Origin of the sequence: Serratia sp. 14-2641, assembly GCF_001692375.1 — a bacterium.
Lineage (GTDB): Bacteria > Pseudomonadota > Gammaproteobacteria > Enterobacterales > Enterobacteriaceae > Chania > Chania fonticola_C.
The window spans coordinates 172-13,484 of the sequence record NZ_LXKR01000095.1; the positions used below are offsets into that span (position 1 = coordinate 172).

Sequence of the window (13,313 nt, forward strand, 5' to 3'; positions counted from 1 at the left end):
GAGATGTGTATAAGAGACAGTCTTATAGAGATCACTGTAGGGGATAACCCTCAGCGGATGGCTAAACGGCTAAATGATTCATTGACGGGCTTTGTCCTTGGCATAGCAGAGAAGTAACAACGAGGAAGGGTTCAATGGAAAGCAACGAAATTGAAAAGACACCAGGAGGAAGCAAGAAACTGACGCGTAACACTTTGGCGAGTAATCCCGCGTCAGCTCTTGCAGGGGTGGAACATGCTTAACATCACGGAGAACTTAGCCCAGCAACGCGCGTTGGACATGTTACGGCGTGACTGGAAGCAATACAAATCCTTCATGGTCTACAGCCCCACAGGCAGCGGCAAAACCGGTCTAAGTGCGTTTATCACTGACGGGTTTGTATCACGGAATATGCGGGTGCTGATGACCTGCCCGTATACGGTGCTGGTAACCCAAACGGCGAGCCGATTTATTCAATACGGGCTCCCGGAAAGCGAGATCAGTTACGTGTGGCGCGACCATCCGAACTATGACCCGAACCGGCTGATACAGATTGCCTCCGCTGACACGCTGATCCGCCGTGACTTCCCCGACAACATCGATCTGTTGATTGTCGATGAGGCGCACCTGCGCCGTAAAAAAATGCTTGAGGTCATTCTGTACCTGATGAACGAAACAAACGTAAAAGTGGTGGGCCTCTCTGGCACCCCGTTTGCCCCGTTCCTCGGGAAATACTATCAGCGGCTGATCAAGCCGACGACGATCAAAGAGCTGATGGCTACAGGTGTGCTGTGCGGGTATGAGTTTTTCGCCCCCACGAAGCCGGATCTATCGGGCGTTAAAAGCAGCCGCTCCGAAGAGTTCGGCAGCGACTACAAAGAGGGCGAAATCGCCGAGATTATGTGCGGGGCGGATCTGGTTGGCGACATCGTTCACAACTGGCTCAACTACGGCGAGGATCGCCCGACCATCGCGTTTTGCGTGAACGTTCGTCACGCTAACTTTGTGACTATTCAGTTCATACAAGCTGGCGTGAATGCCGAGGTGATTACCGCTGATACCCCCCACGAAGATCGGCAAATGATAATCCATCGCTTCGAGCAGGGGGCAACAAAAATCATCGTGAGCGTTGGCACGTTGATCGCCGGTTTTGATAGTGATGTCCGGGCGATCATTTACGCCCGCCCTACAAAGTCGGAAATCAGGTGGTTACAGGCCATCGGTCGCGGGTTACGCACCGCCCCGGGTAAAGACAAGTGTCTGGTGTTTGACCATAGCGGATCCGTTCACCGCCTCGGCTTCCCTGACAGTATCGAGTACGACACTCTGCCCTCGAAAGATGACGGAATGAAAAACCGTTCCAGCGATCGCGAGAAAGAGAAGCGGGAGAAGTTGCCGGCCGAATGCACCCAGTGTCATTACATGAAACCAGCAGGCGTCTACGTATGCCCAAAATGCGGGTTTAAGCCGCTTTCCGGTGAAGACGTAGAGACAGACGCCACCCGAGGCCTAAAGCAGCTCGGCGGCAAAGCGAAGGTGGTGACACTCAAAGAAAAGCAGTCTTGGTGGTCGCAGATCAAATACTACCAGTTGCAGCGCGCGGCGCAGGGGAAAAGCGTTAGCGATGGCTGGTGTGCGCATACCTATAAAGCAAAATTCGGCTCCTGGCCTAACGGCCTGAAAGACCATCCACAGCAGACATCCCCCGAGGTGAGCAACTTCATCAAGTGGAAACAAATTGCTTTTGCAAAGAGCAGGGAGGTGAAAGGACAGCAGTCATTCAACGGCATGGAGCAGGCCAGCTTGCGCTTGAGTGAAGTTAGAGAATCCCTGAAAGCAGGAAGAAAGGCGGTTGAGCAATGAAAACGAAAGAGGCGGCGATCGGTCGCTGGCCTGAAATCTTCGAATATTACAAATTGCCTGGTGTAACCGGTAAGCGGCACTTCAAAGGGAATTGCCCTGTATGTAAATCGCGGGGCAGTTTCCGCTGTGACGATAAGGATCAGCGCGGTACATGGATTTGCAAGTGCGGCGCCGGGGATGGGTGGCTGTTGCTCACCCTCACCCAGGGGAAGGACATCAAAGATTTGATGGACGAGGTAGACAGCATTATCGGGAATGAGTTTGTTCCTGATCGGCAGTCCATCCCGAAAAAGCAGAACAGCATGGCAATAACGCGCCAAAAGGTTACGGCGCAATTCTCCCGGCTTGCTGATCTCCGTGGTACCGGTGCAGAGGGTTACCTGCACAAGCGCGGGATCTTTGGGCTACCACACGAAAACGTGCGTTTTTGTGCATCTCAAAAAGACTCAAGCGGCGGTACGTATCAGGCGATCTGGTCGCTCGCAACGGATGACAAGGCCAATCTTTGCTATCTACACCGGATCCTGCTGGAGGGCGACAAAAAAGCGGATGTAGTGGCGGCCAAGAAGTTAATGAAGCTCCAGGAGGATGTTTACTTGGAACACGCCAGCTCGGTAGCGATCCGCATGTACCCACCGGCCACAACGCTCGGCATCGCAGAAGGGGTAGAAACCGCACTGGCCAGCCGGGAGGTATACGGCTGCAACGTCTGGGCGGTTATGAACTCTGGATTCATGGCTAAATTCCGCGTTCCTCCTGGTGTAAAGCACCTGATTATTTTTGCTGACATGGATCCGCATTCAGCTACCGGACACTCGGCGGCGTTCACCTGCGCCCACGGCAACCTGACAGCAATAAACGATTTAGAAAAGGTCAGCGTTCGCTGGCCAGACAACGGCGATTTTAACGATCTGCTCATCAATACCGATCGGGCAAGAGAAGTCATTTTCACAAAGAGGATTGCAGCATGAACCGTACAGACAACCTGACTCACAAAGCACTGTTTACCATTCCTGCGCCGAGCTACGGTACTGAGCTAGCGACCACCAAGCCGCTTCCCCCTCAACGTGTCATCACCGGCCATAAGCAAACGGACGCGTACCTATGGGTATTGGAAGTGATCCAACTAAATGAACCGGCACACCTGCAGGCGGCGGAGGATGCGCTTAAAAAGTTGAAGATCACCCCTAAGCAGGCGCAGGAACGTTACAGCGATTACCTGATGAAATCGGGGGTGGCTCCATTCCAGATCGCCTTTGGCACAATGTCGATGGATAACCCGCAGGGGTACATCAATGGTGCAAGGAGTAACATTGATAAGGCCAGCCAGGTACGGGCAGCTTTCGGCAGTTATGATGCTGCACTGGATAACACACCACCTGAAAACCTCATGTTATCGGGTGAGTTGGCAGATGTTTACTCCTGTTACTGGGGATGGACGAAGGAGGAAATCGCAGAGGAACGTGTACAAGGGGCGCGCTGTGGTGAAATTGACGAGCAGCGGAAAGCGATATCTCAAGGTTTCGTAATGCAGATCCCACAGCCTACAACGCTTTCTGATGTTGTGCGTGAGTTTCAGTATTGGGACTGGCTCTACTCCATGCGAAATAGCGCAGAGAAAGAGTTGGGTTATGAATACGCCAATGGCGAGCGTTCCCACATTAATGATCGGGAAGAGTATCTTGAAACTCTACTTTCTAAAATCAAACCAGCAACAAGGCAGGAAGCTATTGAAGTATGCAAGTGGATGCTTGACGAAGATCGCTTTATGGATCTAGGAGAAGTAACGGAGGGAATTATTCTAAATCTGGTAGGGGAGTGCGGCTGATGAAGCTTGAGGCGTCGTTGAAGCATTTCAGCGCCCAGGGGCTGACCATCACCGACACCCCGAACGGCACCAGTGCAGATCGGGTGACGGGTACCGATGTGATGGCGGCCCTCGGCGTGGTTCAATCAAAGGCCCGTTTCGGTATGGCTGCGTTTCTGGGTAAAACCGGGATCAGCGACGGGGATCGGGAGCAAGCCATACAGGCGCTAACGCAATACGCCAAGCGGAAGGCACCTAAGCACGTAGGAAAGGTGGCAGGACGGAAGATGGCGCGCTGCATGGTGATACTTGCCACGATGGCCTATGAGGAATATTCGCACTCCGCCAGCGCCACCATGACCTGTCACAACTGCAAAGGTAAAGGGCTGGTGGAAGTATGGAAGGATGTAAAAGTTTACCCCGGGTACGTTGGCGCTGACGGTGAAGAGAAAATCCCGCCGACCATCAAGCGGCAACGGGTGCATGAGTATTGCCAGCCGTGCAAAGGGAAGGGGGAGATCCATAAACGCTGCCGCAACTGCAAGGGAACTGGTAAGGCGCTAGATCGTGAAGCAACCAAGACCACCGGCGCACCCGTTATCAAAGATTGTGAGCGGTGCCACGGTAACGGGTTTAGCCGGATGCCTTCCTCCGTTGCCTACGGGGCCATTACGGCCTTGCTGCCTGAACTGACACAATCATCCTGGTCACGTAATTGGAAGCCGTTCTATGAGGCGCTGGTGGCGAAATGTAGCATTGAGGAAGGCGTGGCCGCTGTCGAGTTCCAAAAAGTCACCAAGTAGAGCACGTTCGGCACGGATGCCGACATTTTTACTACACAGGGTTGCATTTTGCATAAACATGGCGTAAATTCTTTAAATAGTGGCATATCTCGCCTGAACACTACCAGTATTTATCAGAACCCGCATCCGTGCGGGTTTTTGCGTTTGTAAGGATTCACAATGGTAAGTCCATCGACGGGAGTGATCTCGTGTTGTGAAACGGTGGGCTTATCATTGTGGTTACCGAGCCTAAAAGTAATCGTTAGTAGCGGTCACAGCCGCGAATCGTATCGGGATGGCGGTCGGCACAACTGTGATAGGGCCACAACGCCACGTTAACCACAATCAAATTTAAGCGCTCGTTGAGGGTGGCCTCGGCAGGTTCCACCCCTACCGAGGCCTGACGTACCCATTCCTACGGTCACGAGTACACCAAGAGTCATTGGAGTACAAAGACCATGAAGAAGCAGCAAAAAGGCGCTGTGTCACGCGCCACAGGGAAGCCAATCCCGATTGTGCACGACGGCGAAACGGTCGGCTATGGTTGTATTGATTTGCACGTTGCGACGATCCCCGCCTGGTTAGCCCGCATGGTGATTATCAACTTCCACTACAGCAAGCGGATCGTTAACAACAGCTATTTGCACCTCGGCATTTTTGAAGGACGCGAGCTGGTGGGCGTGATGCAATGGGGTTACGCAATGAACCCCAGCAGCGGATCGAAAGTTGTAACCGGCACCAGCAACCGTGGATACATGGAGCTAAACCGGCTCTGGGTACATGACCGGATGCCCCGCAACACCGAATCTCGCGCAATCAGCTACGCGCTGAAAACCATCAAGCTGCTTTATCCCGCTGTTGAGTGGGTACAGACATTCGCTGATGAGCGGTGTGGCCGGTTCGGCGTTGTGTACCAGGCAAGCAATTTTGATTATATGGGCAGCCATAAAAGCACGTTCTACGAGCTGGATGGCGAGTGGTACCACAAGATCGCGCTGACGACGAAGGCGAGCAAAGCCGGTGCGCGTGGCTTACATCTGCAGGCGAATAAACACCGGGCAACAGCCCACACCTTCAATCAGTTTCGTTATATCAAGTTTTTGAACAAACGGGCGCGGAAGCGGCTCAACACCAAGCTGTTTACCCCGCAGCCGTACCCGAAACCAGAAAACACATCTTAAGCCTCGCTTTGCGGTGGCTGTTCCCGTTCAAGTTAATCAAGCGCCCCAATAAGGGGGTAAGTATGCACCGCATGGATAAAGTCAGAGAAGGCCTGAGCTATTGGGCGGGAGGAATTACAGCAATGGGTGGAGTCCTCTCACTTAACGACTGGGCAATGATAATTGGTATCGCGTGTACCGTTGGCACATTCGGCGTCAATTGGTACTACAAGCGCAAAGAGCGAGAGGATCGGCTAAATGGCAATGTCCGCAACGCTCAGAAATAAAATCATTGGCGCTATCGGCGGCGGTGCTTTCGCAATAGCGGCGGTGATGCTTGGCGGCAAAGACGGATTAGAGGGGCGCGAATATACCCCCTATCGTGATGTCGTCGGCGTTCTCACTGTATGCGACGGTCACACCGGCAAAGACATCATCCCCGGCAAGCGCTACACCGACAAAGAGTGTGATGCTCTGCTGAATTCAGACCTACGCATAGTGGCCGCTGGCGTCGATCCCTACATCCGCTCGGATATCAGCAACACACAGAGAGCTGCTATCTATTCGTTTGCGTACAACGTCGGCGTAACCGCATTCCACAATTCCACGATGCTGAAGAAAATCAACGCAGGTGACCAGAAGGGCGCTTGTGATGAGTTGCGTCGCTGGACGTATGCCGGTGGCAAGCAGTGGAAAGGGCTGATGAATCGCCGGGCGATAGAGCATGAAATCTGCACTTGGAGCATGAAATGAAGCCATCAACAGCATGTTTTATAGCGGCAGGGCTTATAGCGGCTACTGGTCATGATGGCTGGGGCTGGTTCCTATTTGTTGGGGCGCTAATCCTATGAGATACAGCCTAATCGGCGCGTTGCTGGTGGCTATCTGTCTGGGCTGGTATGCCTCTTCGCTATCAGACGATTTGGATACTGCGCAGGAGGCCAACGGAAAGTTGGTAAAAGCCCTGGAAAGTAGGGATGAAACGATCGGCGCCCTAAAAGGTGCTGCTGATGCCGATCGCCACGCCACCGAAGAACAGTTAAAGCTTGAACAGCAGAAGAGGGCAAAAGCCGATGCTGAAAACAGAACGTTACGCGAGGCGCTGGAGTCGAGCGACTGTAGCAATCAGCGCCTGCCTGATTCTGCTCTCGATATCCTGCACGGAAAGGCCTAAGCCCGCACCGGCCCCGCAGATTATCTACGTGTACCCGCCAGCGGTATATACGCAGCTATGCGAGAAAACCCCGTTCACCGGATCAACATTCGGCGATGCCGTCATTGCACTACAGGTGGCGCAGAACGAACTGGACGTGTGTGCCTCCCGGATAGACGGGCTGGTCAAATGGCAGCGAGATAACACCGCTAAGTAGCATACAGATTACCGATGCGTTGCCTGTCGCAGTCTCCCCGCTTTAACTATGACGCGCTCACCTTTGCGCTGAGTGAGTGGGGTTAATCAATAACAGGTAACACCGTGCTAGATGTCATTGCAGGCGGCCTACCGGTGCCGTGGTGGAAGAAACCGGGTTCAATACAGAACATTTTTAACTAAGAGTGCTCGATATTGTAGAATAAAGCTTATGTCCGCCCACTGGGCAAATACCCACTTTCTAGAGGATTGTTTCAAAAAGGAGTCGAAAATGACGCTAACGAAAGAACAGAAGGCGCTTTTCGATGCCCTGACAGCGCTACAGAAAAAGTTTGTCACGCACCTCATCAAAGGCAAGAACCAGACAGAGGCGTACAAAGCCGCTGGGGGGAAGGCAAAAACAGATGACACGGCAAGGGCGCAAGCTAGCCGGATGGTAACATTTGATAACGTTCAAGCCTTCCTCCAGTCCGTACAGTACGAAACGGTCAGCGAGTCCATCATGACACGCACGGAAGCCCTGGAACGATTATCTGTGATGGGCCGCGCTCGCGTCCGTGACTTGGTGGATTTCTCAGAGCACAAGATCGGTGTTGATGCTGACACTGGCGAAGAGATTATTCAGGCCGCCTGGCGCTTCAAGGATTCAGTGAAGCAACACCCGGAGCTGCTGGACGCAATTGCAGAGGTCACCGCTGGCAAAGAGGGCATCAAGTTAAAGCTGCATGACTCACGCGGCGCCATCAAGCAGATCGGCGAAATGCAAGGCTGGGAGGCTCCGAAGAAAACAGAGGTGACCGGCGCGAACGGTGGCCCGATCCAGACCGAGAACACCAACATGTCAGCGGAAGAAGCCGCCGAGGCATACAGCAAGATGATGGGGTAAACTGATAACGTGGTGAATGAACTAACGGGCCGCCCCACAGGCTAAACGCCCGAACCGTGGAATACGCGCAACTTAGTTAGTGAAGCCGGAGATCAGCACCGGCCACCACACCCACCAAACCAACAGGTAAGGGTATTCGGCTGGGCTATTAGCCAAGCGCCACCCGAAAGGGAAAAGAGAGACGATAAGCCGTCTCAGGCCGAATACTCTTACCGTTGTCGCCGCATTCGTAAAACTGGCAGAAATAGCCGGTTCATTCAATTTTAATGCTATGCAAAATCGCGTCGTTTTATGCATTGATTATGCAGTCCGTTCCCCGCCACTTTTCTGAGAAGTCTTTGGGAAATAAGGCGTTGAAGGTGCAATGTGGGCGAGCGATGTTACGGCGGTGCGGGTAACGGTGTTTATGTTAAAAAGTCCCTTTTTTCGTACATTTTGGTGCGTTGGTGGGGGCTGTAAAATATCTCCTGTTTAGGTAAACAAAAATGTTGACCCGGTAAGCATAAATGTTTACTATGGTTGCATGTTCAACAGACAGGAGGAGAAGTGAAGCAGAGCGAGTTCAGGCGGTGGCTTGAATCGCAAGGGGTAGAAGTTACGAATGGCACCAACCATTTAAAACTTCGATACCAAGGCAAACGAAGTGTTATGCCAAGGCACCCCGGCAGCGAGCTAAAAGAACCGCTAAGGAAGGCCATAATTAAGCAGCTTGGCCTGAACTAATAAACCAGCCCTCCGGGGCTGGTTACTCGCAAAGCTTCACTGCGACGATATGCGATACCCAGTAGACTTACAGCCCGATAGCGGCGGTTACGTGGTTTCGTTCCCGGATATCCCGGAGGCGCTGACCCAAGGTGATACGCGAGAGGAAGCGCTAGCGATGGCGCTGGATGCGTTAATAACTGCCTTCGATTTCTACTTCGAAGACAACCAGGCGATCCCATTACCCAGCGAGGTAACTGGTGATTACGTGGAGGTGCCGCTTAGTGTGGCGTCGAAGGTGCTTATGCTTAATGCGCTTATCGAGTCCGGCTTAACGCGTGTTGAGCTGGCCGACCGCATTGGTATCAAAAAGCAGGAAGTTAACCGACTGATCAACCTGCAGCACTCAACCAAGATTGACGCAATCCAGCGGGCAATGAATGCCCTGGGCAGGCAGCTAGATTTTTCAGTTCGATAACAATACAAATTAAATTACAACCTATCTCAAAGGCTCGCTTCGGCGGGCCTTTTTATTTGGTGCAATTATGCCGTTACCTTTCCAGTTCGACTTCAAAAAGCCCGATTATCAGATGGTGTTTGAGTGGCGTATGGAGCGGTTACAGCGCATTCGGGCCAATCCTGACTCATTGCCCGCTCTCAGGGCGTTTTACCGCGACAACCCCGCACAGTTCATTATTGACTGGGGCATAACCACCGACCCGCGAAACCTCGATTACGGGCTGCCGGTATCCATTCCGTTTCTGCTGTTCCCCAAACAGGAGGAGTGGATTCACTGGATAATGGATCGCCGTCGCAACATGGAGAACGGGCTGACGGACAAGAGCCGCGAAATGGGCCTGAGCTGGGTATCAGTCGGCCTGAGTTCCACGCTATGCCTGTTCAATAAAGAGATGGTGATAGGGTTCGGTTCGCGCAAAGAAGAATACGTGGACAGTACCGGCGACCCGAAGGCGCTGTTCTGGAAGGCCCGCAAGTTTATTGCCATGCTGCCTGTAGAGTTCCGCGGATCCTGGGACGAGAAGAAACACGCTCCATACATGCGCGTTGAGTTCCCCGATAGCGGCTCAATCATCAAGGGCGAGGCCGGTGACAACATCGGGCGCGGCGACCGCTCAACAATGTATTTCGTGGACGAGAGCGCATTCCTCCAGCGACCGCTGTTAATCGATGCGTCTTTATCGCAGACCACGCGCTGTCGTATCGATCTGTCATCGGTCAACGGCATGAACAACCCGTTCGCACAGAAACGCCACAGCGGCAACATTCCCGTATTCACGTTTCACTGGCGCAGCGATCCGCGCAAGGATGATGCCTGGTACGAGAAGGAATGTAAGAAAATCGACAATGCGATTATCGTCGCGCAGGAATTAGACCTTGATTACAACGCCTCGACCGAGGGCAGGCTGATCCCGGCAGAATGGATACAGTCAGCGATCGGGGCGCACACCAAACTTGGCATCACGCCATCCGGCCAGCGTATTGGCGCGTTGGATGTGGCAGACGAGGGGATCGACCTCAACGCCTACTCTATGCGTCATGGCATCGTGTTGAGTAATCTCAAAGCGTGGTCGGGCAAAGGCTCCGATATTTTCGCGACATCCGTTAAGGCTATTAACCTGGCCGATGGCGATGATTGTGACCATATGCTTTTTGACGAAGACGGTTTAGGTGCCGGGGTTCGCGGCGATTCACGCGTCATCAATGCTGAGCGCGCTAAGAATGGATTGCGAAAAATGGAGGTCGCTCCATTCCGTGGATCGGGTGCCGTCATCGACCCACACAAGCTGGTTGAGCCGGAAGGGGAGCGCAGGACAGACCGCAAGAACGGGGATTATTTTGCCAACCTTAAGGCGCAAAGCTGGTGGGCGCTGCGGAAGCGATTCCAGAAAACTCACCGAGCTGTGACCGGGGAAATAAAAGAGTATGACCCCGACGACCTGATCAGCATCGATCCTGAACTACCAGAGAAAGACAAGCTGATCGTGGAATTGGGACAGCCAACCTACTCAGTAAATGGCGCGGGTAAAATCCTGGTCGATAAAGCGCCCGACGGGCAGCGCTCACCGAACCACGCCGACACCGTGATGATTTGTTACGCGCCTATAAAAATGCGCCGGGGCTTCTTCGGATAAGGTGCCAAAAAGGACTTTTTAACATAATGACCCTTAAGCGAACTTGCACCGAAAATACCTCTTTTCACTTTCGTTGAGCTGGCATCATATCGGGCATCAACACACTGAAACATCAAGGCAGGGCAATCGGATCACACCGGTTTCACCCTGCCTTTTTGCTTTCTGAATTCATCAAAACAGTTGAACGAGTAACGGGATAATTAATCTCGCTTTTGCTGTTTCCTGTTTTTCACTCGCTATCACCAGGAATCGATATGGGATGGTTTAAACGCAAGAAAAAAGCCAACGACGCGCCAGCGCCGAAAGAGCGTGAGAGCTTCTTTAGCACCCATAACGTGCCGGTGGATGGTACTGCGGTGAGTTTGGCGCTCAGTAAGAAAGTGCAGCAGATTAAAGACTCGCTGCCGAAAGTTGTGGCTACCGGCACAAACGACAGCATGGACGATGGCGGCAATCTGGCATCACCGCACGTTTCCGCCGGTGGCACTATTAGCGATAGCCTGTTTATGTGGTACGCGAACAACGGGTTTATCGGCCACGCGATGAATGCCATCATCGCCCAGCACTGGCTTGTTCTTAAAGCCTGCTCCATGCCTGGGCGCGACGCCATCCGTAACGGGTATACAGTTCAATCCGAAAGCGACGAGGAACTACCGGCAGAGGCGATCAAGATGATCAGCCGGTATGATAAGAAATTCGGCGTTAATGACCAGATGAAAAAATTCATCACCTTTGGTCGCGTGTTTGGTATTCGGATCGCGCTGTTTAAAGTGACCAGTACCGACCCAGATTATTATGAAAATCCGTTCAATCCCGATGGTGTGACACCCGGTAGCTACAAGGGCATTGCCCAGATCGATCCGATGTGGTGCACACCGGAAGTGGACGGTGCCGCCGTAATCAATCCAGCCAGCCTGCATTTCTATGAGCCCACGTATTGGGTGATTAACGGTAAACGCTATCACCGATCGCACCTGGTGATTTATATCCCGTACCCGGTCGCCACTATCCTCAAAGCCATGTATCAATTCGGTGGGATGTCATTACCTCAGCTGATCATGGAACGCATATATGCCGCCGAGCGGACGGCTAACGAAGCGCCAAGCCTAGCACTGAGTAAGCGCACCACAATCTATAAAACTGACATGGCTAAGGCCATGGCGAATGAAGATGAGTTCACTGCCAACCTTTCCCGATGGGTTAGGTATCGCGATAACTATGGCGTGAAACTGGCAGACAAGGAAGAGGACGAAATCACCCAGATGGATACCGCCCTGGCTGATTTCGACAACCTCATCATGACGCAATATCAACTTGTGGCCGCAATCGCGGAGGTGCCATCTACGCGCCTTATGGGTACCCAGCCGAAAGGGTTCAACTCCAACGGTGACTACGAAGAAACGACCTACCACGAAACGCTGGAGAGCATCCAGACGCACGACTTAACGCCGCTGCTTGACCGGCACCACCTGCTTTTGATGCGTTCGCATATCGCGCCAAAGCTGGGAATAGACCCAGTTGAAACGTCGGTAAACTGGGAGTCGCTGGAAAGTATGACGGCAACCGAGCGGGCCACGGTTCGCGAAACCGACAGCCGAACCGATTTGAACCTGGTCAACACCGGGGCGATCGACCAGTACGATGTACGCGATCGCCTGATTGCCGATCCGGATAGCGGCTACAGCAATCTGGCCCCGGCGGTTCCGCCGGATGACGACGATAGCGGGGAGCTAAACAATGGCGAAGAAACCGCGGGTAATGGCGCGGAAGCCACCGCCGAAACTTAAGGACGATGTTCTACGCGGATCGGTGCTGTTTATGCCGGTGAGCGTAGGTAATGAATATCAGCACACAATCACCCGCACCTTTGACCTGCTCCGCACCGAAACCGAATCCGAAATAAAGCGCCTGTTTGAGCATTCCGACTCACCCGTTCTGGATGGGGCGACACTTGACGCCAGTATCGTTAACGCCGCTGTAAAGCTGCTCCGCAAGCTGCGTACACGGTTCAATAGCGTGTTTAACGAGATGACCGATAAGGCCACCGCACGGATGGTGGAGCGGGCTTCTGGCAATGCGGGAAAGGACGTTAAGCGGAGCCTGGAGCAGATCGGGGAGGGCGTATCCATTCGCGTGAATATGCTCTCACCCGTCGTAAAGGAAACGATCAAGGCCAAGAGCCATGAGGCGGCCAACCTGATCAAGCGGGTGCCTAGTAAGTACCTGGACGACATCGGCGCGGAGGTGATGCGCTCCATATCGTCTGGGCGTGGCTTGCAGGACTTGCAGCCAGCGCTGGAAAAGTACGGTGTTCAGGTGCGGAACTGGTCGAAAAACGTTGCGCTTGACCAGACACGCAAGGTCTATGACGGCGTTTCAACGGCAGCCATGAAATCTGCGGGTATCCGCAAATTCGAATGGGTGCATAGCGGCGGCAGTAACGACCCGCGCGAATTCCATATGTTGCCATGGCCGGCAGGCCTGAACGGCGGGATTTTCGATATTGACGATCCGCCGATTATTGATAAGCGAACCGGCGAGCGGGGATTCCCTGGGCAGTTGCCATACTGCCGATGCACAAAGCGGCCGGTGGTGGATTTTGAGGATTAACG

The 13,313-nt window shown here is 53.2% G+C and carries 14 protein-coding genes; all 14 read left to right on the forward strand.

Features of this window, described 5'->3' with window-relative positions; all coding sequences use genetic code 11:
* Positions 1 to 234: 234 nt before the first annotated feature.
* The 14 genes from A6U95_RS26885 to A6U95_RS26950 all read left to right on the forward strand — a co-directional run bounded on the left by A6U95_RS26885 (position 235) and on the right by A6U95_RS26950 (position 13,311).
* A complete protein-coding gene (locus tag A6U95_RS26885) occupies positions 235 to 1,842 on the forward strand; it encodes a DEAD/DEAH box helicase (protein ID WP_074423411.1) in 1,608 nt (535 codons plus the stop codon).
* A complete protein-coding gene (locus tag A6U95_RS26890; protein WP_065686707.1) occupies positions 1,839 to 2,813 on the forward strand; it encodes a toprim domain-containing protein in 975 nt (324 codons plus the stop codon). The genes A6U95_RS26885 and A6U95_RS26890 overlap by 4 nt, the downstream gene beginning before the upstream one ends.
* Entirely contained in the window at positions 2,810 to 3,670 is an 861-nt protein-coding gene (locus A6U95_RS26895) for a hypothetical protein (RefSeq protein ID WP_065686708.1), read from the forward strand. The genes A6U95_RS26890 and A6U95_RS26895 overlap by 4 nt, the downstream gene beginning before the upstream one ends.
* Entirely contained in the window at positions 3,670 to 4,452 is a 783-nt protein-coding gene (locus A6U95_RS26900; protein WP_065686709.1) for an antitermination protein, read from the forward strand. The genes A6U95_RS26895 and A6U95_RS26900 overlap by 1 nt, the downstream gene beginning before the upstream one ends.
* Before the next feature lie 437 nt (positions 4,453 to 4,889).
* Positions 4,890 to 5,612 (forward strand): protein mom, encoded by a 723-nt coding sequence (locus A6U95_RS26905; RefSeq protein WP_065686710.1) that lies wholly within the window; start codon positions 4,890 to 4,892, stop codon positions 5,610 to 5,612.
* 62 nt (positions 5,613 to 5,674) lie between these two features.
* On the forward strand, positions 5,675 to 5,878 hold the full coding sequence (locus tag A6U95_RS26910; protein ID WP_065686711.1) for a phage holin family protein: 204 nt from the start codon (positions 5,675 to 5,677) through the stop codon (positions 5,876 to 5,878).
* Entirely contained in the window at positions 5,850 to 6,344 is a 495-nt protein-coding gene (locus tag A6U95_RS26915) for a lysozyme (RefSeq protein WP_065686712.1), read from the forward strand. Before A6U95_RS26910 ends, A6U95_RS26915 begins: the two co-directional genes overlap by 29 nt.
* Positions 6,345 to 6,438: 94 nt before the next feature.
* Positions 6,439 to 6,765 carry a DUF2570 family protein gene (locus A6U95_RS26920; protein ID WP_065686713.1) on the forward strand — a complete coding sequence of 109 codons (327 nt, stop codon included), beginning with the start codon at positions 6,439 to 6,441 and terminating at the stop codon, positions 6,763 to 6,765.
* Positions 6,766 to 7,231: 466 nt separating this feature from the next.
* A complete protein-coding gene (locus tag A6U95_RS30240) occupies positions 7,232 to 7,846 on the forward strand; it encodes a terminase small subunit (RefSeq protein ID WP_074423413.1) in 615 nt (204 codons plus the stop codon).
* Between the two features lie 546 nt (positions 7,847 to 8,392).
* Positions 8,393 to 8,569, forward strand: coding sequence for a type II toxin-antitoxin system HicA family toxin (locus A6U95_RS26930; protein WP_025123839.1), 177 nt, complete (start codon positions 8,393 to 8,395; stop codon positions 8,567 to 8,569).
* A 49-nt stretch (positions 8,570 to 8,618) separates the two neighbouring features.
* A complete protein-coding gene (locus A6U95_RS26935) occupies positions 8,619 to 9,026 on the forward strand; it encodes a type II toxin-antitoxin system HicB family antitoxin (protein WP_065686714.1) in 408 nt (135 codons plus the stop codon).
* A 67-nt stretch (positions 9,027 to 9,093) separates the two neighbouring features.
* Positions 9,094 to 10,701 carry a TerL protein gene (locus A6U95_RS26940; protein WP_065686715.1) on the forward strand — a complete coding sequence of 536 codons (1,608 nt, stop codon included), beginning with the start codon at positions 9,094 to 9,096 and terminating at the stop codon, positions 10,699 to 10,701.
* A gap of 254 nt (positions 10,702 to 10,955) precedes the next feature.
* Positions 10,956 to 12,488: a DUF1073 domain-containing protein gene (locus A6U95_RS26945; RefSeq protein ID WP_065686716.1), complete on the forward strand. Its 1,533-nt coding sequence runs from the start codon at positions 10,956 to 10,958 to the stop codon at positions 12,486 to 12,488.
* A complete protein-coding gene (locus A6U95_RS26950; protein ID WP_065686717.1) occupies positions 12,439 to 13,311 on the forward strand; it encodes a phage minor head protein in 873 nt (290 codons plus the stop codon). The genes A6U95_RS26945 and A6U95_RS26950 overlap by 50 nt, the downstream gene beginning before the upstream one ends.
* Positions 13,312 to 13,313: the final 2 nt, after the last annotated feature.